The organism is Microbacterium esteraromaticum (assembly GCF_017303215.1).
GTDB classification, from domain to species: domain Bacteria; phylum Actinomycetota; class Actinomycetes; order Actinomycetales; family Microbacteriaceae; genus Microbacterium; species Microbacterium esteraromaticum_C.
Genome location: NZ_JAEMWU010000001.1, coordinates 1,078,279 through 1,099,973, shown reverse-complemented (window position 1 = coordinate 1,099,973; position 21,695 = coordinate 1,078,279). Strand labels below are relative to the sequence as shown.

The window sequence follows — 21,695 nt, the reverse complement described above, 5'->3', positions numbered from 1 at the left end:
CCCCTCAACGTCTCAGTATCGCACTCGCCCACGGGAAGGACACGACGATCAGCATCCTGCATCCGAGACAACGAAAAGAAGGCGGCCACCAACGGTGACCGCCTTCTTCAACGCGTGATCTCAGAGCGTCAGGTGCTTGCGCACGACATCGGCGAGTGATGCGGCGTGGGCGTTCGCGGTTTCCGCATCCGCCGCCTCGACCATCACACGCACGAGCGGCTCGGTGCCCGACTTGCGCAGCAGCACGCGGCCCGAGTCGCCGAGGCGGGCCTCGACCGACTTGACCGCCTCTTGCACGCCGAGGTGATCCGACACGGCGTCCTTGTCGACACCCGTGACGTTGATCATCACCTGCGGGTACACCGTCATGATCGATGCCAACTCGGCCAGCGTCTTCTTCTGACGTGCCATCTCGGCGACCAGGTGAAGACCCGTGAGCAGTCCGTCGCCGGTGGTGGCGAAGTCGCTCATGATGACGTGGCCCGATTGCTCGCCGCCGAGCGAGTAGCCGCCGGCGTTCATGTCTTCGAGCACGTACCGGTCACCGACAGCGGTCTTGCGCACCGTGATGCCGTTCTCGCGCATGGCGATGTGCAGCCCGAGGTTGCTCATCACAGTCGCGACCAGGGTGTCATCGACGAGCTTGCCGCGGCTCTTCATCGCGACCGCGAGGATCGCCATGATCTGGTCGCCGTCGACGATGTTCCCCTCGGCGTCGACAGCGAGGCACCGGTCGGCGTCGCCATCGTGGGCGATGCCCACGTCGGCGCCCACGCGCACGACTTCGGCGGCCAGCTTGTCGAGGTGGGTCGAGCCCACTCCGTCGTTGATGTTGAGCCCGTCAGGGTCGGCCCCGATGACGGTCACCTTCGCGCCCGCGTTGCGGAACACCTCAGGGGATGCCCCAGAGGCTGCCCCGTTGGCGCAGTCGAGCACGACGTGCAGGCCGTCGAGACGATGCGGCAGCGACGCCAGCAGGTGCATGACGTAGCGGTCTTCGGCGTCGGAGAAGCGGCTGACGCGGCCGACGTTGGCGCCGGTGGGCTGCAGCTTCGGGCCGCTCATGGCGGCTTCGATACGCTGTTCGACCTCGTCGGGCAGCTTCACTCCGCCGCGCGCGAAGATCTTGATGCCGTTATCGGGCGCCGGGTTGTGCGACGCAGAGATCATCACACCGAAGTCGGCGTCGATGTCAGAGATCAGAAAGGCCGCTGCCGGGGTCGGCAGGGTGCCAGCATCCAGCACATCCACGCCCGACGAGGCGAGACCTGCCTCGACGGCGGCGCTGAGGAAGTGACCGGAGATCCGCGGGTCGCGAGCGACCACAGCGGTGAGCCGCTTGCCGGCAGCGCGACGCGCCTCGGCAATACGGCCCTGGCCCAGGACGACAGCAGTCGCCTGGGCCAGGGTGAGCGCGAGTTCGGCGGTGAGGGGGCCGTTGGCCAGCCCCCGCACGCCATCTGTACCGAACAGTGCCATGGAAGGAACTGAGCGGATCAGCGCTTCGAGTACTGAGGAGCCTTGCGGGCCTTCTTGAGACCAGCCTTCTTGCGCTCGATGACGCGGGCGTCGCGCGAGAGGAAGCCGGCCTTCTTCAGGGTCGGGCGGTTGTTCTCGGCGTCGATGTTGTTCAGCGCGCGAGCGATGCCGAGACGCAGAGCGCCGGCCTGGCCCGAGTCGCCGCCACCCGAGATGCGTGCGATGACGTCGTACGCACCCGTGAGGTTCAGAACCGTGAACGGGTCGTTGATCAGCTGCTGGTGCAGCTTGTTCGGGAAGTAGTCCTCGAGCGTACGGCCGTTGACCGTGATGGTGCCCGAGCCGGGAACCAGGCGCACGCGGGCGATGGCCTGCTTGCGACGGCCCACGGCAGCGCCGGGAACCGAGAGAACGGGGCGAGGAGCCGACTCCACCGTCTCGGCCTCAGGGGTCGAGGTGGAGAAGTTCTGCGGGAAGTCAGTGGTTTCCTGGATGTCAGCCACGAGTATGTCCTTAGTCTTTACGGCGCTTACTGGGCGACCTGGTCGAGGGTGTACGGCGTGGGCTGCTGAGCGGCGTGCGGGTGCTCGGCACCGGCGTACACCTTCAGCTTCGACAGCTGCTCACGGCCCAGGGTGTTCTTCGGGAGCATGCCGCGGACGGCCTTCTCCACGGCGCGAACCGGGTTCTTCTCGAGCAGCTCGGCGTACGAGACAGACTTCAGGCCGCCCGGGTAACCCGAGTGACGGTAAGCCATCTTCTTCTGGAGCTTCTGACCCGTGAGGGCGACCTTGTCGGCGTTGACGATGACGACGAAGTCGCCGGTGTCGACGTGGGGAGCGAAGGTCGGCTTGTGCTTGCCACGCAGGATTGCTGCTGCGTGCGAAGCCAGGCGGCCGAGAACGACGTCGGTGGCGTCGATGACGATCCAGTCACGCTGGACCTGCCCGGCCTTCGGGGTGTAAGTGCGCGTCACGATAGTGCTGCTTTCATAGATTCGAACGGAGAGGTTCGTGAATCCCACTCCGGGGTGGGTTTCGCCTCAGCGAAACACGCGCCAGTGGAGGGCTCACGTTCGTCGCACCCGTCACCCGAGCGAGTCGGATGCCAGGCACCAAAGGGTTAGCTTACAGCATCCGATGCTCGCAACCAACCGTGCGGCGTCGGCGGCACAGCCCGGGTTCCGCCGCCTACGCCGTCTCAGCCGTGACCAGAATCGGCCGGTGGTCGCTGGTGCCCTGGGGCAGCGTCGTGATCTTCGAGATGTCGAGGCCCACCGAGGTCGCGAAGTCGTAGTGCCCGCGGAACACCCGGTACCGCGTGTACGTGTGGTCGTCACTGAGGGTGAGCATGTATCCGTGTTCGCGCACGGTCTGCCCGAGGTTCTCTTTGAACACCGGGTAGTTGTAATCCCCCACCATCAGCACGGGCAGGTCGGGGCCGAGCGCCTGCAGTTCGCCGAGCGCCGCACGGATCTGATTGCGCCGCAGCGAGTTCAGCGCGGTCAGCGGCGCGGCATGGAAAGACGCCACGATCACGCCACGGCCGGTGTCGATGTCGAGCAGTCGCGCCCCCAGCACCCGCTCGTGCGCGGGTTTGAGCACCATGTCGTGCAGCGACTTCTTCAGCCCGATCGTGCGCACCGACTCGACGCGGAACGTGTTGCGGCGCAGGTACATCGCCAGCCCCAGCCGGTTGCCACTGGTCGCCTCGACCAGAGAGAGCCCGCCGATGCTCTCGGGCAGATCCTGCGTGTCGCACTCCTGCAGGCACAGGATGTCGGGGTCGTGGGCGCTGACCAGATCGGCGAGCTCACGCGCCGCGCGGTGCTTGCGCAGGTTGTACGAGATGACCCTCATGCGTCAAACGTACCGCCGTCGCGTGGTGCGTTGTCGTCATGCTCGCGGTCACGCCGCGCACGAGTCTGCTCGGCGCGGGACGCCAGCAGTTCGTCGGCCGGGTACCCGACCTCTGTCAGCGTCAGCCCGCGCGCCGGCAGCACCTTGAACGCGCTCGTGCGGGCGAGCTCGTCGCGCAGCCGGGCGACGTCGGCGACCTCGAGCCGCCCCTCCCCCACGGCGGCGCAGGCGCCCACCAGCGCGCGCACCATGCTGTGGCAGAACGCGTCGGCCTTCACCTCGGCGATGAGCACGCCCTCGGCGTCGCGGTGCCAGCGGTAGTCCAGCAGTGTGCGGATCGTCGTGGCCTCCTCGCGCGGTTTGCAGTACGCCGCGAAGTCGTGGAGTCCGATGAGGGTCTGAGCGGCAGCATCCATCCGCTTCTCGTCGAGATCGGCACGCAGCGTCGTCGTGTCGTTGCGCCGCATCGGGTCGTATCCGACCCGATTGTCGGCGAGGCGGTAGCGGTAGCGGCGCCACACCGCAGAGAAGCGCGCGTCGAACCCGTCGGGCGCGAGGCTCGTGCGCGTCACCGTGACGTCGGGATAGTTGCCGAGGACACCGCGGATGCGACGCGCCAGCGACCCGGCAGGATCGGATGCCGCCTGCCCGTGTCGCGCACGCACGCGCGCCCACTGCGTCTCATCGAGGTCCACGTGTGCCACTTGGTCAGAGGCGTGCACTCCGGCATCCGTCCGCCCGGCGACCACGAGCCGCGCCTCGGAACCGACGATGCGCGCCAGGGCCGCCTCCAGCGTGCCCTGCACCGTGCGCATGCCGGGCTGGGTCGCCCAGCCGCGGAAGTGGGTGCCGTCATAGGCGATGTCGAGGCGGATGCGCACCGAACCAGCCTAAACCGCGCGTTCCCGCGCACGCACGAGATCCCGACGCGGATGCTGCGCCCCGGCCCTGCACTGGTGCTGACCGACCCGGTGGGAAATCACAGACCAACCACCTGCCGGTCGGCGTGTCGGTGCAGGACACGCCGTACACAACCCGACTGGTCTGGGATTTCCCACACAGGTTGAGGCCCGCACGGGCCGAGCCTCGATCAGGCCACGGCCACCTTGGGCTTGGCCCACGAACGTCCGCGAGTGTCTTTGAGGATCGTGTACTCGGCATCGACGTGCGGCTCGATCGCGCTGTACTTGTCGTTCGGCGCGCCGATCACCAGCTGGAAGCCCAGTCCCCGCCAAGCACCGATCGCCCGTCGCGTGAAGTGGGCATCGGCCTTGATCAGAGCCTCGTCCATGAACACCGGCGCATAGCGCGGACGCTCGGCCCCGGCATCCCCGAGCTGGTAGCGCAACGCGGCCCCGACGATGAACGCCACCAGCTCCTGCGACTCACCACCCGACTTCTCACCGATGTGGTCATACAGCGCGACGTGCTCGCGGGTGTCGGCCCGAACCCGCTCGGCGCTGACCCGCACGTGATTGCGCACGTCGATCAGCTCGGCGAAGTCGGGCGCCGAGCGCCGCATCTTGGCGATCAGACGACTCATCCGCCGGTAGGCGTTCTCACGTTCCTCATCGGTCGATGCCGCCTCGATCAGTCCGCGCACCTCGCGCAGGTCACGACGGAAGCGCTTGCGCGCCTCGGACTGATTCTCGCGCGGTGTGATCTGCAATCGGTGGTCGTCGTCGTAGAACGGCAGTTCCTGCATGATCCGGTTGATCGGCTCGATGCGGTCCCTGATCTCGCGCACCGACCGGCTCAGCGTCGAATCCAGACTGGTCAGGTCATTGCCCGACAGGCGCAGCAGGCTGTCACGCCATTCGCTCTCGAGCTCATGCAGGCCGCTGGTGCGCAGCGCCTCAAGAATCCGCACGAACTCGTCCACCGATTCGTCGGGGTCAGGAAGCAGGTTCAGGTTCGGCCAGCGTTCCAGGAACGACACCATCAGCTGACGCATCCGCTCACGCTGCTCGTCATGCCCGTCGAGTGCCGCACGGCGATCCGCCGTCAGCCGCGCCGCAGCGGTCTTCAGCGCCAGATCCAGCCGTGCCAGCCGGTCCGAAGCGCTGCCGGCGTCGGCGTCTCCCCCGAGCAGGAACCGCTCATCGAGGAACGCCGCCTGTGCCGCATCCAACACCAGATCGGCGGAGTCTGCGGCATCCGCGATGCGCTGACAATCGTCGACATCGTCGGTCACCTCGCCCCACTGCGCCTCGACGCGGTTGCGCTCGGCGACGAGAGCGCCGATCTGAGAACGCAGCTCGGATGCCGTCACGCGCAGCCCCTCGGCGCGTTCCTTCAACTGCCCCACCTCGGGGCTCGCGTCGGTCACCTCGGCCTCGACGGATGCCCAGCGCTCGCGCTCGGCCTCCAACGACGCCACATCGATCTGCTTCCAGGTGACGTCCTCGATCAACGCGAACGCCTTCAACCGGTTCTCGATGGTATCCAGCGCCGCCTCGGCGGCCTCGGCCGTCTCGGCGGCCGCCGCGAGCCGCGCGTCGGTACCGGCAGCGAGCTCGTCAAGATCGCGCAGACGGCGCTCGTTCGAGAAACCCAGCACGTTCTCACGGCCGTGACCGCCGTGCGCACCCCGGCTGCCCTGCGACATCTGCCCCGTGATCGTCAGCGCCATCCGGTGCTCGCCGAGCTGCGCCGACGAGTCAACGCACACGAAGTCGAACCGCTCCTCAAGCCGCTGCTGCAGCCACCCTGTGAAGGGCGTCGCCCGGTGCTCGAGCCGCCCCGGAAGCGTGCGATCGGATGCCGGCTTCGACTCTGCGATGCCCGCCGTAACCCCCTCGTAGCGCAGCCGCACCGGGCTGCGCAGCTCGTCAATCGCCGCGCGGAACGCCGGCAGGTTCTCACTGTCGATCAGCAGCGTGGTCGCGAAACCACCGAGGGCGAGGTTGAACGCCTCGCGCCACGGCTCGAACTCGGTGCGCACCTCGATGAGCTCGCCGACGAACGGCAGCTCATCGGCATCGAGCCCGGCAGCCTCGGCCAGCAGCATCCGCGCCTCATGCAGAGCCGACGGGATGCTGCCGCGCAGCTGCCCGGCGCCCTCGCGCTCGACATCCATCTGCTCGCGTTCGCGCACGAGCGCGCGCCGCGCCGTCTCGGCATCGGCGAACGCCGCCCGCGCCGCCCGGCGCCCACCGTCGGCCTGCGCGGCGCGTGCCTGCGCGGCCACCTCGGCGAACTGCTCTGATGTCTCGGCCTGCACGCCGAGTGCGCGCAGCGCCGCGTCGACGCGATCACGCTCGCGCCGCACATCGGCCAGGCGACGCTCGACCCCGCGCAACTCACGCTGGGCGGTCTCCAGACGGTCACCGCCCGACTGACGAAGCAGGTCGAGCAGGCCATCGCGCTCCGCCTCGGCACCGTCGACGAGAGCGTGCTTCTCTCGGATGCTGAGATCGAGCGCCCGCTTGCGCTCCCCCAGCTCGGACTCGACCTCACGCAGCAGATCCAGACGCCGCTGCGCCCGCCACAGCGCCGCGCGCGACGACGGCTCATCGAGATCGCCGACCTCGTCGATCAGACGCACCCGCTCGGCCGCGCCCGTGATGCGTTCACGGATGCCCGCGATCGGCTCCAACGCGCTCACCTGCTGCCGCGCGGTGATCATGCTCGTGCGCGTGCCCTCGAGCTCATCAAAGTGGGCCACGACAGCATCCGCCGTCGCCATCGTCTCGGGCTCTTCGAGCACGAGACGCTTGTACAGGTCATCGACGGTCGTGATCTGCTGACCGGCCTGGATGCGCGCCAGCAGGCTCATCGCCTTGCCGCCCGACCCCGCGGCACCGATGCCGAGCACCGTGTGCAGGCGCGCCGTGAACTCCCGGTCTGTTCCGACCGGTTCGAGGCCGCGCTCACGCAACGACGCGTCGGTCAGCCGCTGTGCGGCGGCGGATTCGAGTTCGGCGAGATCAAAGCGCCCCTCGCACGTCGCGCGCACCCGCACGGTGTCTTCGAGAATGCGTGCGCCGGCGGGGATGTACCAGGCCCGCACGGCGGTGAACCGCGACCCGTCATGGTCGGCCCAGGTCATGGCAATGGCGGTCCAGGTGTCTTCACCGTCACCGCGCAACACCCGCAGCTTCGTGCCCTCATCGGTGCGGGACTCGTCGATCTTGCCGCGTCCGTACGACAGGATGTTGCGCTGCTCCTCACCGCGAGGACGCCCGGTGATGCCTCCATTGGACGCACCGTTGAACGGCGTGGTGTGCGGCATCATCAGGGCGATGTAGGCGTCCATCAACGTGGACTTGCCCGAGCCGGAACCACCGCAGAGCATCGTCGCGTTCGGCGAGAAACGCACCCGATGCGGGCCGCCATCGTAGCCGCCCCAGTTCACCAACTGCAGGTCCTCGGCGACCCACTGCTGACCGCGCGACTGCGCAGGGATGAGACCGAAGAGAGTGTCGAGCATCGTCACAGGGCGGCCTCCGGCTGCACGTTCTGGGGCTGGGGCTGGGTCTGCTGGGGCTGGGCCTGCTGGGCGCGTAGCCAGGTGCGCAGCTCGGCGAGCTTCTCGGCGCTGAGCACGACCTCGACGAGCGAGCTGATCCGGTAGCGTCCGGTGGTCTCCTCGTCGACGACGCCCTCGCGGTCGAGCCGGTCAAGCGCCGCGCGGATCGCCCGCTGCTGCCGCGCCATGCTGCCATCGGCGTCAGTGAGGTAGCTGAGCACGGTCTGCTCGACGTCTTCGATGTCAATACGCGGCGCGGACTCCCCCGCAGCCGTCTCACGCTGGAAGACCGTGCGCAGGTGCACCAGCACCAGTGTCTCGGTGCGGTTGTACGGCAGGTCCTTCAGCAGAATCGGCACCTCGAACTCGTCAGAGCGCACCTGCTGCTTGTAGGCCAATCCGCGACCCGGATCAACCACGAGACGCAGGTAGAGGTCGTGCAGGCGCGACTCGATGATCTGCTGGTGTTCGAGCAGCAGCGCCCACTCGGCACGGTTGCCCTCAGCGCTCAGGAACCGCTTCTGCAGCACCTGCGCCAACACCCGGCGCACCTCGGGATCAAGCGTGCCGCGATCCCCCGGGAAGTGCTCGACGAGGTCGTCCTCCATCGCGACGGGGGTGACGAACGGATCGCGTACGTCAGCATCCGATACGGCGTGCATGTCAGCATCCGACGTCGTCTGCGCGGGCGCGTCGACGCGCCCGTCGGTCTCGGAAACGGTCGTCGTGTCAGTCATCGTCGTCCTTCTTCAGTGCGTGGGCCGTGACCGACGCGAATGCGAACCGCCTCGTCGTGCCGTCGGGACGCAGCGTCTCGACGGTCGACACCTGCTCACCCTCGGTCATGCCGTTGCGGTGCGCGATCTCCAGCAAGCCGACGAGGTCGACCGGCCGGCGGGTGTCCTCCGGAGCGCCGACGAAGGCCTCACCCAGATCGAACACGTCGCCGAGCCCGGCGACGTACGCCTCCAGCTCGTCGTAGCGCGGCCCGCCCCACGAACGCGAGTCACCCTCGATGTACTCGACGTCGTCAACATCCGCCAACGGAGCCGGAGCGCCCGGCGGACGCACGTCTCCCACGCTCTGCCGCAGCCGACCGAGGTCGATCAGCGGCAGACTGCGCACCGGATCGACCGGCGCCGTGGCCGGCGCCGTCCTGGCCCAGTCGTGCAGCCCAGAGATGACGTCGCGCAGCAGATCGTCGATCTGGCGGTCACGCAGCGGGTCGTGCGTCTTCACCTGGCCGGTGATGACGTGGGATGCCCGCCGCTGCGCCGCCAGAACCTCTTCGACACCCAGCTCGACACGACGGCCGATGGCGTCGAACTCGAGGCGCTGTGCGGAATCCATGTGGCGTGCGAACGGCTGCGCGAGCAGCGTGTGCAACTGCTCGTTGAGCGCGTCAATACGCTCGGGGTCGCCGATGAGGCGCAGGGCCCCCGCGAATGCCCGCCCTTCGGGCGTCGACTGCATCACGTCGCGGGCGCGCTGCAAGTATTCGCGCAGCACCTCCCCCGTGGGACGCTCGTCGCGTCGCAGGTGCGCCACGACATCACGTTGCATCTGCTTCAACGACTCCGCGACACGGGTGAAATCGGCGGGCAGCTCACGCGCCAGGTGCAGCACGTTCTCGGCCTGCTCATGCAGTTCCTCGTCGTCGACGTCCACCGTGCCCTCGGCCTGCACGCGCAGGATCTCGGCGTCGAGGGCGTCACGCTCGGCCGTCAGCCGCACGATGCGCTTGATCGGATCGGCCTCGGCGCTGTCCGACAGTCTCTCGACCGTCTCGAGCAGCGTGCGCACGCGCGAGTTCGACACGCGCGTACGCCCGGCACCGGTGCGCCCGGTGATCTCGAGCGCCTCGACCGCGTGCGCCGAGAGTCGGTACACCTCGACGTCGTCATCGATCTGCTGCACCAGCCAGCCCTGCTTGGCCCATGTGCGGCACACTTCACGCCCCGTGCCCGCCGGAATGCGCCTGTCATCGTCATCGTAGCCCGCCGCGCGCAGGTCATCGAGCGCCGCAGCGACCTCGGCGTGCGCGTCGGCGATCGGCACCGCGGGGCGATCCGCTGAGAACAGCGTCGTCAACGCTGAGACGACGAACGGCGCGTGACGACCGTGCAGCAACCCCAGGGTCGGGGTTCTGAACGCTGCAAGAGAGCGGATGTATGCCGCCTCGGCACGCGTACCTGTCACCTGAGAAGCCTACCCGGGGTCCCTGTGCGCCTTCCAACGAAGGTGCAGGCTCCGCCCGAAGGCCGTGGACGAGAAAACCCCCGGCGGTTTGCCGAGGGTTTTGTTTCTGTAGCGGAGGCGGGACTCGAACCCGCGACCTCACGATTATGAGTCGTGCGCTCTCACCATCTGAGCTACTCCGCCGCAATCGCCCGAACCAAAGTGCAGACGGTACGAGCCCCGAGTCAGGATTGAACTGACGACCCCTTCCTTACCATGGAAGTGCTCTGCCACTGAGCTATCGGGGCGTGCTGCCCCTCGCGGGGCAACCAGATGAGATTATCACCTCTCGGTGCATCTCGCGAAATCGAGCGAATCAGTACTCGTATCGACCCGCATTTTCGCGCATCCACGGCAGCGGATCGATCTGCGAACCGTTGATGATGATCTCGAAATGCAGGTGCGCACCGTACGACCGACCGGTGTTGCCGACCTTGCCGATGATGTCGCCGACCTTGACCTTCTGGCCGGACTGAACCTGCAACGAGCCGTACTGCATGTGCGCGTAGTGGCTCGTGATGACCTGACCATCGATGACGTGATCGATGTAGACGTTCACGCCGTACGCACCACCCGCCTCAGACGCCGTACGCACGACACCATCGGCGATCGCCTGGATCGGAGCACCGTTCCCGGGCACGAGGTCGATACCCGCGTGCAGACGACCCCAGCGCGGCCCGTACGGCGAGCTCATCGCTACACCGACGATGAACGGCCACTGGATCGCCGCATCGGGATCGTTCGTGTACAGACTCTCGGAGAACTTGATGCCCTCTTCAGCTGCGACCTGACTGAGCGACACGCTCGAGAATGCGTCGGACCGCGCCAACACGTCGCCCTCGACATCCGACGAGGCGACGAACGCCTGGATCTCATCGTCGGCCACCTGCTGACTCGCGGTATCACCGGCCGTGGCCAGCGAAGTCGATGTGCGAGCATCCGCTCCCTGCGACGCAGCCACGGCGCTGACCGGAAGCGTCATCGACACGGCGATCAATCCGGCAACGCCCATCACGCCGAAGCTCGCTCCGGCTGCGACGACGCGTCGAAGCATCCGCCGCGGACGCGGCTTCACCATGTGCAGCGGTACGGCGCCCTCGACAACCGGCTCGTCGGCGACGGGAACGGTCGGCTCAGACGGTGCTTCGGCCTCAGCTTCTGAGGCGACCTCGGCGTCGTCCTCGATAGCCACAAAGCCGAGCATCTCGGATGCCACTGCGAACGCGTCGACATCCGAGGCAAAATCGTCGGACGCGACGACGGGCGCCGCAACGACTGGGGTGGCGGCCTGAGGAGCGGACTCGACCGCGACGGGGGCCGTTCCGGTGGGAACCGCCTCTTCGAAGATCGGACGCGCTAGAGAAACCGGTTCGGGAACAACAGTGACTGACTCGACGGGAGCGGACTGCGTGGGGCTGGCGACAACCTCAGCGGGAGCAGTCATCGGTTGCGCGGTCGGCGTGCCGGAGGCTGCCAGACGTCGTGCGCGGCGACTGGTTGCGGCCGTCGACACGGCGGTCGCGACTTTCTCGGCCGCAGCGGCTGCGTCTGTCACGATCTGTGCGGCGTCCGGGGTTGCCGAGTCCGCGGAACCCGCCTGAGCGGCGGTGCGAAGTCGATTGGCACGGCGCGTGGGCACAGCGCCGTCCTCGGAGCGTACAGAGTGCAAATCAGATCTCTCGGGTCGGGAAGTCAAGCCGGGTACTTGATCACTTCTCACCTCGGGCGGCGAAAGTAACGATCGGATAAACAGTACATGTTGGATGCTGGGAAAGCCATGAACCAAACAAATTCAATCACATGAGATTGCCGGGGCCCCCGACCACACGCTGCAGCTCGGCATGAACGACGGGACCACCCGCGATCACCATCGGACGCAGCGCGTCAAGCTCGAGCCGACTCACCAGACCGCCTGCTTCCTGAACCAGGATCGCCCCCGCGGCGAAGTCCCACGGGTTCAGACCGCGCTCGAAGAAACCATCCAGGCGACCGGCCGCGACGTAGGCCAGATCGATCGCGGCCGACCCCATCCGGCGCAGGTCGCGCGCGATCGGCATCACCTGCCGCACCATCGCCAGGTCACCGTCGTGCGTGGCCGGGTCGTAGCCGAAGCCGGTGCCCAGCAGGGCCCCGGCGGGCGTCTCGGTGGTGACGGAGAGTCGGATGCCATCGAGCCAGGCGCCCTCGCCGCGCACCGCTGTGAAGAGTTCACCGAAGCCCGGCGCACACACGGCGGCCGCGACTCCCTGCCAACTCTCGGGGTCGGGCTCGCCCTCGACGACGGCGATGCTCACCGAGTACGCGGGGATGCCGTAGGCGTAGTTGACGGTGCCGTCGATGGGATCGACGACCCAGGTCAGCCCGCTGGCTCCGCGCTCGGCGCCGGTCTCCTCCCCCAGAAAGCCATCATCCGGACGCGCACTGCGGATCCGGTCACGGATGAGCTGCTCGACCTCGCGGTCGGCCTCAGTGACGATATCGGCCAGCGTCGACTTCGTCGCGGCCAACGAGACGCCCTCGGCGCGCCGGCGCTTCGCCAGCTCGCCGGCCTCACGGGCGATGTCGGCGACGAGCTCGCCGACTTGCACCGCGGTCACTGACCTGCTCCCGGAGCCGGTGGGACGGGAGGCGCCGGCGGCACAGGTGGTGCCGCAACCGCGTCGGGCGCTTGTGACGCGGGCGGCGCACCCTCCGAGTACACGGGGTACACCGGCGCTTCGCTCGCCCGCGGAGCGTAGTACGCCACCTGGGCGGACGGGGGCACAGGCGTCGGGTATCCCGTGTAGTACGCACCCCAGTCGGGCGATCCGTCGGGCATCACGGGCAGCGGGGTGCGTCCGTCCGAGTACGTCGGCCACGCGCTCAGCGGTTCCGTGGGCACCGGCGGCGTCGCCGGGTGGTGCGCTACGGGCGTGCGCGCGATCGCGGGCTCGAACGACGTCGGCATCGGCCCCGAGGGCATCGGACGCGGACGCCGGCGCGGCGCGAACAACGCGTTGAGCAGCGGGATCAGCGTCGTGCCCACAGCCGCCAGGATCGCCAGGGCGATCACGATGCGCCAGTAGATGTCGCGATAGTCGAACACCTCGGGGAAGGTCAGGTAGAACACCAGCATCGCCACCAGCGCACCGAGCATCACGAACGTGACGATCACGATCACCCGGGTGAACGTGGTGACGTACCGCTGCGACGCCTTCAGGAACAGACGCACGTGCACCAGCGCGAGCTGCATGATGCCGATCACCAGCACGAACTGGAACAGCCGCTCGCTCATCCAGCCGAACATCGGCGACGGCTCGGGCATCCAGATCTTCACCGATCCGACCAGCAGCGCGACGATCCACGTCACCATGCTCGCCAACGCCAGCCACTCCGGCCGCCGCTCCGCCAGGTGCGACTCGGCGATCGCGACGCCCGCGAACAGCGCCAGCAGCAGGATCGTCAGGAACGCACGTGCGATGATGCCGTCCTGGTCACCGATCAGCACCCACACGACGCACACCAGCGCTGATGCGATCAGCGCTCCGATCGCGATCCAGATGGCGCCGCGCAACAGCTTCGAGCTTCTAGGCTGCTGTTCGTCGGCACGGGGTGTGACGTCTGTCATGAGAACCTCCCGGCGGTATCGGGTCTCATCCTCCCACGTGCGCCCACGTCCCGCGGGGGCCTGTGGATAACGTCTCAGCGCCCGCCCGTGCGCGACGCAGCGAACCCGGCGACGCGAGCCTTGGCATCCGCCGTCTCGAACGCCGCACCGATCGAGCGCGCCTCCTCGGCGAGCTGCTCTGCGAACGAGCGCGACGGCTGCGAGCGCACCAGACGCTTCGCCTGTCCGTACGCGCCGGCGGCTCCGGCCAGCCAGAATCGGGCGATCTGCTCGGCACGCGCGCGAACGGCATCCGCCTCTGCATCAGCATCGGCCGCCGCGACGGCTTCGGCGACAAGCCCCCACTCCACGGCCTCCTCGGCGCTGAGCAGGCGATCTTGCAGCACCAGTTGCAGCGCGCGGCGCTCGCCGACGGCGCGCGCGAGCTGCGCCGAGACCGACAGGTCGGGTGTGAGACCGATGTTCGCGTACAGGCTGCCGATCTTCGAGCTCGCGCCGACGACGGCGTAGTCACTGCACATCAGAATGCCCAGGCCACCGCCCGCGGTCGTGCCGTGCGCGGCGGCGACGACCGGGATCGCCGACTGCGTCAACGAGAGGATGCCCTCATTGATCACATGTGCGAGCGAGGTGATGTCAGCTCCGCTGCCCATGGTGGTGGCCATCGCGACCACGTCTCCCCCGGCGCAGAACGCGCGGCCGGCGGCATCGAGCAGGATCGCGCGCACATCGTCGCGGCCGACCGCCGCGGCGGTCACATCGCGCCACGCCATGGCCAGGTCGGCGTCGAACGCGTTCAGGCTGGCGGGACGGTTCAGCGTGAGACGGGCAAGGCCGTCGTCGACGGTGAACAGGATCGGGTCGCTCATGGATCTCCTTCGATACGCAGGACGGAGTCTCAGCCTACCCGGGACTCAAGTTCAATCGTCGGCGAGGACGCGGGCGACGAAGTCCTCCATGCGATGCCGGGTTCCGTCGAGCCGCCGATCGGCCTGTCCCGAAGCCCGCACCTCATTCGGAGCCAGCGGATGCGCCAGGCGCACGTTCTCGTGGCACGACAGGTCTGCGCAGATGTAGGTACCCGCGCTATCGCCACGGCGCCCCTTCGCGCCGGCACGGCGCGCAGTGAGCAGCGCCACCTGATTACCCGGCTGCAACGACCGGCAGATGTTGCACATACCTGAACGCACCCGCGCCGGGTCGGTGGCACGCAGCACGATCCCCTGCGCGACACCATCACGCTCGACGATCACGATGCCGCGCCGGCTGGACTCGGGGTCCCGCCAGGCGAGGAAATCCAGGTAGTCCCAATCGGTGAGGAGGAAGTCATGGGGCATCCCGACCTCAGCGATTTCGTCGGCATCCGCGTTGCGGATCGCCGCACGCACCTGTTCTTCGGTCAGCGGTCGCATCGAACCAGTCTATGAAGCCGACTCCGACGCCGGCTCCACTACGGGCCGCTTCTCACGGATCAGGAAGCCGAACCCGAACGCCACGAAGAACATCAGCACGCCGTAGACCGCTGCCGGCAGACTGAGTTCCATCGAGCCGAGCACCGACTGCGCGATCACGATCGCGAGCGTGGCGTTGTGGATGCCGATCTCGAACGACGACGCGATCGCCTGGCGGGTGCCGATCTTCAGCATCCGCGGCACCCAGTAGCCGACTGCGAGACTGATGACGCAGAACAGCACCGTGATCAGCGCGAGGCGGGCGAAGTTGTCGATCAGCAGCTGCCAGTTCGACGCGACGGCACCGGCGATGACAACGACCAGGATGATCACGCTCGCGATGCGCACCGGCTTGTCCATGCCCTGTGCGAAGCGCGGCCAGAACCGGCGGATCAGCATTCCCGCCGCCACCGGCAGCAGCACGATCGCGAAGACCTCCAGCGCCTTCGACCACTGCAGCCCCAGCTGATCGTCGAACGGCTCGAAGTACCAGATCGCGAAGTTGGTGATCACCGGCAGCGTGATCACCGCGACCACCGAGTTGACCGCCGTCAACGAGATGTTCAGCGCGACATCACCCCGGAACAGGTGGCTGTAGAGATTCGCGGTGGTGCCGCCAGGGCTCGCCGCGAGCATCATCATGCCCACGGCCAGCACGGGCGGCAGCTGGAACGCCAGCACCAGTCCGAAGCAGATCACCGGCAACAGCAGCAGCTGGCACGCCAGCGCGACGACCACCGCTTTCGGCTGTTTGAGAACGCGCGCGAAGTCGGCGGGCGTGAGGCTCAGCCCGAGGCCGAGCATGATAATCCCGAGGGCGACGGGTAATCCGATGGTGGTCAACGCTGATCCCATGGCACTCAGTGTGGCCGACAACGCACCCCAGTACCAGCCCTACCCTCCGCCCCCCGCGCGCCCGCCTCTCGCGACTCTCACGCTTCTCACGCTTCTCACGCCGGCGAGAAACCACTTCCCGTTCGAAACATCACCTGACACGTGGTTTCTCACACGGGACGTGGTTTCTCAGCGACGCGGACGCCGGGACGCCGGGACGCCGGGACGCCGGTGCCTAAGATCGTGGAAGCACCCTCGCCGACAGAGACGGAGAACCCATGGGCAGCATCGAGATCCATCGCTCGCGCTCGGAGGCGCACAACCAGACAGTCGGAAACGGCGGATGCGCGTGCAGCGCACCCACTGTGCGGAGCGCCGACCCCGACTCGCGAGCTGCGGCAGCACGACCGCAGGCCACCCGGACGGACAGCGCGAGCTGAACATCCGCGAACGACTGACGCCGTGAACGACTGAGGGCCTCCGCGATGCGGAGGCCCTCAGTCGTGTGTGTGGCGAGTGAGGGATTCGAACCCCCGAATGCAATGCAGGCTGATTTACAGTCAGCTCCCTTTGGCCGCTTGGGTAACTCGCCAGTGCACACCCGTCCGGCTTTTCCAGCCAACCGGGGGCGCGAGTATCAAGCATACCGGTCAGCGGCGGTCTCAAGAAATCGAGCCGTCAGCTACCGAATACACCGCGCTCGGGGTCGCCCAGAGCGTCGGGCGTGCGCAGCAGTCCTCCCTCGGAACGCACCGTCGCCGCCGCGATCTGCATGGCCTGGTCCAGTAGCTCCTGCCACCCGGCATCCGACATCGGCGCACCGTCAGCGAGCCCCGCAGCTACGGCCGCGAGCGTGGCATCACCCGCGCCCACCGTGTCGACAATCGCACCGGGCAGGCTCGCCACCGGCGCCGTGAAGACACCGGCATCCGACTCCAGCACCGCCCCGGCCGCTCCCGCCGTCGCCAGCACCGCCGCCGCCCCCATCGCACGCAAGCGAGCGCGCAGAGCGTCAAGATCACCGTCGTAGAGCAACTCGACGTCGTCGCCGCCCACCTTGACCAGGTCGGCCGTCGCCGCAAGGCGCTCGAAGCCGCGCACGAACTCCGCGCGGTCGCTGAGCATGCCCGCACGCGGATTCGGATCGACAGTGACACGAGAATCGCCGAGCGCGTCGACGAGCGCGTCGACCTCAGGCGGCACGTCGAAGGGGAAGCAACTGATCGCCACGACGTCGGCCGCGGACAACGCCGCGCGCGCGTCGTCACCGTATCGGATGCTACGCCGCTGCGCGGCCTCGTTGAACGCGTACTGGGGTTCGCCGCTCGGCGACCACGTGACCACAGCGCGGGATGACCCCCGCGGTGCCGGGCTGGCGATGAGCTCCACACCGTGATCACGCAGGTACTCACGGATGTGCTCGCCCGGTTCATCATCGCCGACCATCGCGATCAGCGTCGTCGGGACGCCCAGCCGCCGCAGCCCCACGGCCACATTCAGCGCAGCACCGCCGACCAGTTCGCGCACACCACCGGCATCCCGGATCTCGTCGATCAGGGCGTCACCGATCACGACCGCCCGTCGCTGTGTCTCGCTCATTCCGTGAGACTATCGCGAGCCGGCGACATGCAGCATCGGGCCCGGAAGCGCCGCCCCGGGGCCGAAACCGTCACCCAGAACAGGCTCGTTCACGAGAACAGGCTCAATTCCGCAGAATCAGCCTGTTCTCGACATCCGTCCTGTTCTCGATGACGCACGCGCCGCGTGCGGCTCCCACGCGCGGCGCGGCACGGCCCGAAAACGGGGTGAGGCCCCGGGTTCCGAAGAACCCGGGGCCTCACCGACACTCACTGACTCAGTTGTACGAGCCGGGCGTGATGTCGTCCGTCGAGAACGCGTCGAAGTCGACGTAGCCGAAGTCACCGTCGGCGTACGCACCGTCGGATGCGAAGATCCGGTTCGGGTAGCGCTCGCTCTTGGCCTCTTCCGTTGCCTCGACCGTGATGTCACGGTAGCGACGCAGACCGGTTCCGGCGGGGATGAGCTTACCGATGATGACGTTCTCCTTGAGACCGATCAGCGGGTCGCTCTTGCCCTCCATGGCGGCCTGCGTGAGCACGCGGGTCGTCTCCTGGAACGATGCGGCCGACAGCCACGATTCGGTCGCGAGCGACGCCTTCGTGATACCCATCAGCTCGGGACGACCCGATGCGGGGCGCTGACCACCGGTCACGGCCTCGCGGTTGATCGTCTGGTAGCGCTTCAGGTCGACCATCTCACCCGGCAGCAGCGTGGTGTCGCCGTGGTCGACCACGGTGACCTTACGCAGCATCTGGCGCACGATGACCTCGATGTGCTTGTCGTGGATCGGCACACCCTGCGAGCGGTACACACCCTGGACGCCGTTGACGAGGTAACGCTGCACCTCGCGGGCACCCATGACGCGCATGACCTCCTTGGGGTCGAGCGTTCCGACCTGCAGGGGCTGACCGACCTCGACGTGCTGGCCGTCCTCGACGAGAAGCGTCGCACGCTTCAGCACCGGGTAGACCACTTCTTCGTCACCGTTGTCGGGCGTGAGGATGACCTTCTTGCCCTTGTCGTTCTCTTCGATCGTGATGCGGCCGTCGGCCTCAGCGATCGGAGAGGCACCCTTGGGCGTACGAGCCTCGAAGAGCTCCTGCACACGGGGCAGACCCTGGGTGATGTCATCAGCCGATGCCGAACCACCGGTGTGGAACGTACGCATCGTCAGCTGGGTACCGGGCTCACCGATCGACTGCGCCGCGATGATGCCGACGGCCTCACCGATGTCGACCGTCTTACCGGTCGCGAGCGAACGGCCGTAGCACTGCGCGCAGACACCGACGGCCGAGTCACAGGTCAGCACCGAGCGCACCTTGATGGTCTCGATACCGGCCTCGACCAGCTTGTCGATGAGCACGTCGCCCACGTCGTCGCCGGCCTCGGCGACGACCTCGCCGGCCTCGTTGACCACAGCGGATGCCAGCGTGCGAGCGAACACCGAGTTCTCGACGTTCGGGTCGCGGACCAGAACACCCTGCGAGTTCGGTGCGGCGATCGGCAGGGCGAGGCCCTTCGACGTGCCACAGTCCTGCTCGCGGATGATGACGTCCTGCGACACGTCCACCAGACGACGGGTCAGGTAACCCGAGTCGGCGGTACGCAGAGCGGTGTCGGCCAGACCCTTACGGGTACCGTGCGTCGCGATGAAGTACTCCGCCACCGACAGACCCTCGCGGTACGAGGAGATGATCGGACGCGGGATGATCTCACCCTTGGGGTTGTTCACCAGACCACGCATACCCGCGATGTTGCGGATCTGCAGCCAGTTACCACGGGCACCCGAGGTCACCATGCGGTTGATGGTGTTGTCGTCCGGGAAGTGCGCGCGCATCGCGGCCTGCACCTCGTCGGTCGCCTCGGTCCAGATCTTGATGAGCTCCTGGCGGCGCTCAGCATCGGTGGTCAGACCCTTGTCGTACTGCGACTGGACCTTCGCGGCCTGCTTCTCGTAGGTCGCAACGATCTCGGCCTTGTTCGGCGGGGTGAGGATGTCGCTCAGCGCGACCGTGACGCCCGAGCGGGTCGCCCAGTGGAAACCGGCATCCTTGATGCGGTCCAGCGTGGCGGCCGTCTCGACCTTCGGGTACTCCTCGGCCAGCTTGTTCACGATCTGCGACAGCTTGCCCTTGTCGGCGACGCCGCGCACGAAGGGGTAGCCCTTCGGAAGCGCGCCGTTGAAGATCGCCTGACCGAGCGAAGCGTCGACGAGGCCGTGACGTTCGTAGCCCTCGGGAGCCTCACCCTCGAGGAAGGTGAGACCGGGGATGCGGATGCGCGCCTTGGCCTGCAGGTCGAGCGTGCCCTCGTCGCGGGCCAGGATCGCCTCGGAGACCGAGCCGAACGCACGGCCCTCACCGGCTGCGCCCTCCTTGACCGTGGTCAGGTGGTGCAGACCGATGATCATGTCCTGCGAAGGCAGGGTCACCGGACGGCCGTCCGACGGCTTGAGGATGTTGTTCGAGGCGAGCATCAGCACGCGAGCCTCGGCCTGCGCCTCGACCGACAGCGGCAGGTGCACAGCCATCTGGTCACCGTCGAAGTCGGCGTTGAAGGCCGCGCAGACGAGCGGGTGCAGCTGGATGGCCTTACCCTCGACGAGCTGCGGCTCGAACGCCTGGATGCCGAGACGGTGCAGCGTGGGTGCACGGTTCAGCAGCACGGGGCGCTCGCGGATGATCTCTTCGAGAACGTCCCAGACCTCGCCGCGGGTGCGCTCGACGGCACGCTTGGCCGCCTTGATGTTCTGCGAGTGACCCAGGTCGATCAGACGCTTGATCACGAACGGCTTGAACAGCTCCAGGGCCATCTGCTTGGGCAGACCACACTGGTGCAGCTTCAGCTGCGGACCGACGACAATGACCGAACGGCCCGAGTAGTCGACACGCTTACCGAGCAGGTTCTGACGGAAACGACCCTGCTTACCCTTCAGCATGTCGCTGAGAGACTTCAGGGCGCGGTTGCCGGTACCGGTGACGGGGCGACCACGACGGCCGTTGTCGAACAGCGCGTCGACGGCCTCCTGCAGCATCCGCTTCTCGTTGTTGACGATGATCTCGGGAGCACCGAGGTCGATCAGACGACGCAGACGGTTGTTGCGGTTGATCACACGGCGGTACAGGTCGTTCAGGTCGCTGGTCGCGAAGCGGCCACCGTCCAGCTGCACCATCGGACGCAGCTCCGGCGGGATCACCGGAACGACGTCGAGCACCATCGCGGCCGGGCTCATGCCGGTCTCGAGGAACGAGTTGACGACCTTCAGGCGCTTGATCGCACGGATCTTGCGCTGACCCTTGCCCTCAGAGATCTGCAGGTGCAGGCTCTCCGCCTCGGCCTTCAGGTCGAAGCTCTGCAGACGGCGCTGGATCGCCTCGGCGCCCATGTGGGCCTCGAAGTACTGACCGAAGCGGTCCTGCAGCTCGTGGAAGACGTCGTCCTCGGGGCGCAGCGCGCCGACCTCGAGCGTGCGGAAGTCCTCCCACACGCGCTCGAGCTTGGCGATGGCCTCGTCGGCACCCTTGCGGGTGAGGGTCATCTCCTTCTCGGCGGCGTCCTTGACCTTCTTCTTCGCGTCGGCCTTGGCACCCTCGGCCTCAAGGGCCGCGAGCTCCTCTTCCAGCTTGGCCATGCGCTCGGAGATCTTCGCGTCGCGGCGGTCGCCGAGCGTCTTCAGCTCGAGCCGGATGTTGTTCTCCTGCGTGGCCAGGTCGCGGTGACGTGCGTCCTCGTCGACCGAGATGACCATGTACGCGGCGAAGTAGATGACCTTCTCGAGGTCCTTCGGCGCCATGTCGAGCAGGTAGCCCAGTCGCGACGGCACACCCTTGAAGTACCAGATGTGCGTCACGGGGGCGGCCAGCTCGATGTGACCCATGCGCTCGCGACGGACGGAGCTCTTGGTGACCTCCACGCCGCAGCGCTCGCAGACGATGCCCTTGAAGCGGACACGCTTGTACTTGCCACAGCCGCACTCCCAGTCGCGGGAGGGGCCGAAGATCTGCTCGCCGAAGAGCCCGTCCTTCTCGGGCTTCAGCGTGCGGTAGTTGATCGTCTCGGGCTTCTTGACCTCACCGTAGGACCAGCCGCGAATGTCTTCAGCGGTGGCCAGGCCGATTCGAAGCTCATCGAATGTAGTTGCGTCGAGCACTAGTTCTCCTAGTTAGAAAAATCTA

Annotated in this window: 16 protein-coding genes and 3 tRNA genes; all 19 read right to left on the bottom strand. The window is 67.4% G+C overall.

The genetic code is table 11. The features are described from left to right. Nucleotides 1-120 precede the first annotated feature (120 nt). Nucleotides 121-1,479, bottom strand: coding sequence for a phosphoglucosamine mutase (gene glmM, locus JF543_RS05005; protein WP_206820966.1), 1,359 nt, complete (start codon nucleotides 1,477-1,479; stop codon nucleotides 121-123). Nucleotides 1,480-1,496: 17 nt separating this feature from the next. Beyond that, a complete protein-coding gene (gene rpsI / locus JF543_RS05000; RefSeq protein ID WP_179409015.1) occupies nucleotides 1,497-1,982 on the bottom strand; it encodes a 30S ribosomal protein S9 in 486 nt (161 codons plus the stop codon). Between the two features lie 26 nt (nucleotides 1,983-2,008). Beyond that, nucleotides 2,009-2,455, bottom strand: a complete 447-nt coding sequence (gene rplM / locus JF543_RS04995) for a 50S ribosomal protein L13 (protein WP_179409016.1) — start codon at nucleotides 2,453-2,455, stop codon at nucleotides 2,009-2,011. Nucleotides 2,456-2,669: 214 nt separating this feature from the next. Continuing rightward, the gene (locus JF543_RS04990) at nucleotides 2,670-3,338 is read right to left on the bottom strand and encodes an endonuclease/exonuclease/phosphatase family protein (RefSeq protein WP_206820967.1); all 669 of its coding nucleotides are present in this window, start codon (nucleotides 3,336-3,338) and stop codon (nucleotides 2,670-2,672) included. Further along, complete coding sequence (gene truA, locus JF543_RS04985) at nucleotides 3,335-4,219, bottom strand: tRNA pseudouridine(38-40) synthase TruA (RefSeq protein WP_206822895.1); 885 nt, start codon at nucleotides 4,217-4,219, stop codon at nucleotides 3,335-3,337. The genes JF543_RS04990 and truA overlap by 4 nt, the downstream gene beginning before the upstream one ends. 209 nt (nucleotides 4,220-4,428) lie before the next feature. Beyond that, nucleotides 4,429-7,776: an SbcC/MukB-like Walker B domain-containing protein gene (locus tag JF543_RS04980; protein WP_206822893.1), complete on the bottom strand. Its 3,348-nt coding sequence runs from the start codon at nucleotides 7,774-7,776 to the stop codon at nucleotides 4,429-4,431. Next, nucleotides 7,773-8,546, bottom strand: coding sequence for a DUF4194 domain-containing protein (locus tag JF543_RS04975; protein ID WP_431522599.1), 774 nt, complete (start codon nucleotides 8,544-8,546; stop codon nucleotides 7,773-7,775). Before JF543_RS04975 ends, JF543_RS04980 begins: the two co-directional genes overlap by 4 nt. Next, the gene (locus JF543_RS04970; protein ID WP_206822891.1) at nucleotides 8,539-10,008 is read right to left on the bottom strand and encodes a DUF3375 family protein; all 1,470 of its coding nucleotides are present in this window, start codon (nucleotides 10,006-10,008) and stop codon (nucleotides 8,539-8,541) included. The genes JF543_RS04975 and JF543_RS04970 overlap by 8 nt, the downstream gene beginning before the upstream one ends. A gap of 109 nt (nucleotides 10,009-10,117) precedes the next feature. Next, nucleotides 10,118-10,191 (bottom strand) — tRNA-Met (locus JF543_RS04965). Nucleotides 10,192-10,223: 32 nt separating this feature from the next. Continuing rightward, a tRNA-Thr gene (locus JF543_RS04960) sits at nucleotides 10,224-10,295 on the bottom strand. Nucleotides 10,296-10,363: 68 nt separating this feature from the next. Beyond that, complete coding sequence (locus JF543_RS04955; RefSeq protein ID WP_347401097.1) at nucleotides 10,364-11,686, bottom strand: M23 family metallopeptidase; 1,323 nt, start codon at nucleotides 11,684-11,686, stop codon at nucleotides 10,364-10,366. Between the two features lie 157 nt (nucleotides 11,687-11,843). Then, complete coding sequence (locus tag JF543_RS04950) at nucleotides 11,844-12,644, bottom strand: inositol monophosphatase family protein (protein ID WP_206820972.1); 801 nt, start codon at nucleotides 12,642-12,644, stop codon at nucleotides 11,844-11,846. Then, nucleotides 12,641-13,654 carry a hypothetical protein gene (locus JF543_RS04945; RefSeq protein WP_206822890.1) on the bottom strand — a complete coding sequence of 338 codons (1,014 nt, stop codon included), beginning with the start codon at nucleotides 13,652-13,654 and terminating at the stop codon, nucleotides 12,641-12,643. Before JF543_RS04945 ends, JF543_RS04950 begins: the two co-directional genes overlap by 4 nt. A 74-nt stretch (nucleotides 13,655-13,728) precedes the next feature. Then, nucleotides 13,729-14,523, bottom strand: coding sequence for an enoyl-CoA hydratase/isomerase family protein (locus tag JF543_RS04940; protein ID WP_206822888.1), 795 nt, complete (start codon nucleotides 14,521-14,523; stop codon nucleotides 13,729-13,731). A 51-nt stretch (nucleotides 14,524-14,574) separates the two neighbouring features. Beyond that, nucleotides 14,575-15,066, bottom strand: a complete 492-nt coding sequence (locus tag JF543_RS04935; RefSeq protein WP_179409025.1) for an FBP domain-containing protein — start codon at nucleotides 15,064-15,066, stop codon at nucleotides 14,575-14,577. Between the two features lie 9 nt (nucleotides 15,067-15,075). After that, a complete protein-coding gene (locus JF543_RS04930; protein ID WP_206822886.1) occupies nucleotides 15,076-15,960 on the bottom strand; it encodes a bile acid:sodium symporter family protein in 885 nt (294 codons plus the stop codon). A gap of 489 nt (nucleotides 15,961-16,449) precedes the next feature. Continuing rightward, a tRNA-Tyr gene (locus JF543_RS04925) sits at nucleotides 16,450-16,531 on the bottom strand. Nucleotides 16,532-16,617: 86 nt separating this feature from the next. After that, entirely contained in the window at nucleotides 16,618-17,538 is a 921-nt protein-coding gene (locus JF543_RS04920) for a carbohydrate kinase family protein (protein ID WP_206822884.1), read from the bottom strand. 256 nt (nucleotides 17,539-17,794) lie between these two features. Further along, nucleotides 17,795-21,670 carry a DNA-directed RNA polymerase subunit beta' gene (rpoC, locus tag JF543_RS04915; protein ID WP_179409028.1) on the bottom strand — a complete coding sequence of 1,292 codons (3,876 nt, stop codon included), beginning with the start codon at nucleotides 21,668-21,670 and terminating at the stop codon, nucleotides 17,795-17,797. Nucleotides 21,671-21,695 lie beyond the last annotated feature (25 nt).

Coding starts and splice junctions, on each gene's coding strand:
- glmM (WP_206820966.1), bottom strand. CDS start 1,479: ATGGCACTGTTCGGTACAGATGGCGTGCGGGGGCTGGCCAACGGCCCC.
- JF543_RS04990 (WP_206820967.1), bottom strand. CDS start 3,338: ATGAGGGTCATCTCGTACAACCTGCGCAAGCACCGCGCGGCGCGTGAG.
- JF543_RS04975 (WP_431522599.1), bottom strand. CDS start 8,546: ATGACTGACACGACGACCGTTTCCGAGACCGACGGGCGCGTCGACGCG.
- JF543_RS04945 (WP_206822890.1), bottom strand. CDS start 13,654: ATGACAGACGTCACACCCCGTGCCGACGAACAGCAGCCTAGAAGCTCG.
- JF543_RS04940 (WP_206822888.1), bottom strand. CDS start 14,523: ATGAGCGACCCGATCCTGTTCACCGTCGACGACGGCCTTGCCCGTCTC.
- JF543_RS04935 (WP_179409025.1), bottom strand. CDS start 15,066: ATGCGACCGCTGACCGAAGAACAGGTGCGTGCGGCGATCCGCAACGCG.
- JF543_RS04930 (WP_206822886.1), bottom strand. CDS start 15,960: ATGGGATCAGCGTTGACCACCATCGGATTACCCGTCGCCCTCGGGATT.
- JF543_RS04920 (WP_206822884.1), bottom strand. CDS start 17,538: ATGAGCGAGACACAGCGACGGGCGGTCGTGATCGGTGACGCCCTGATC.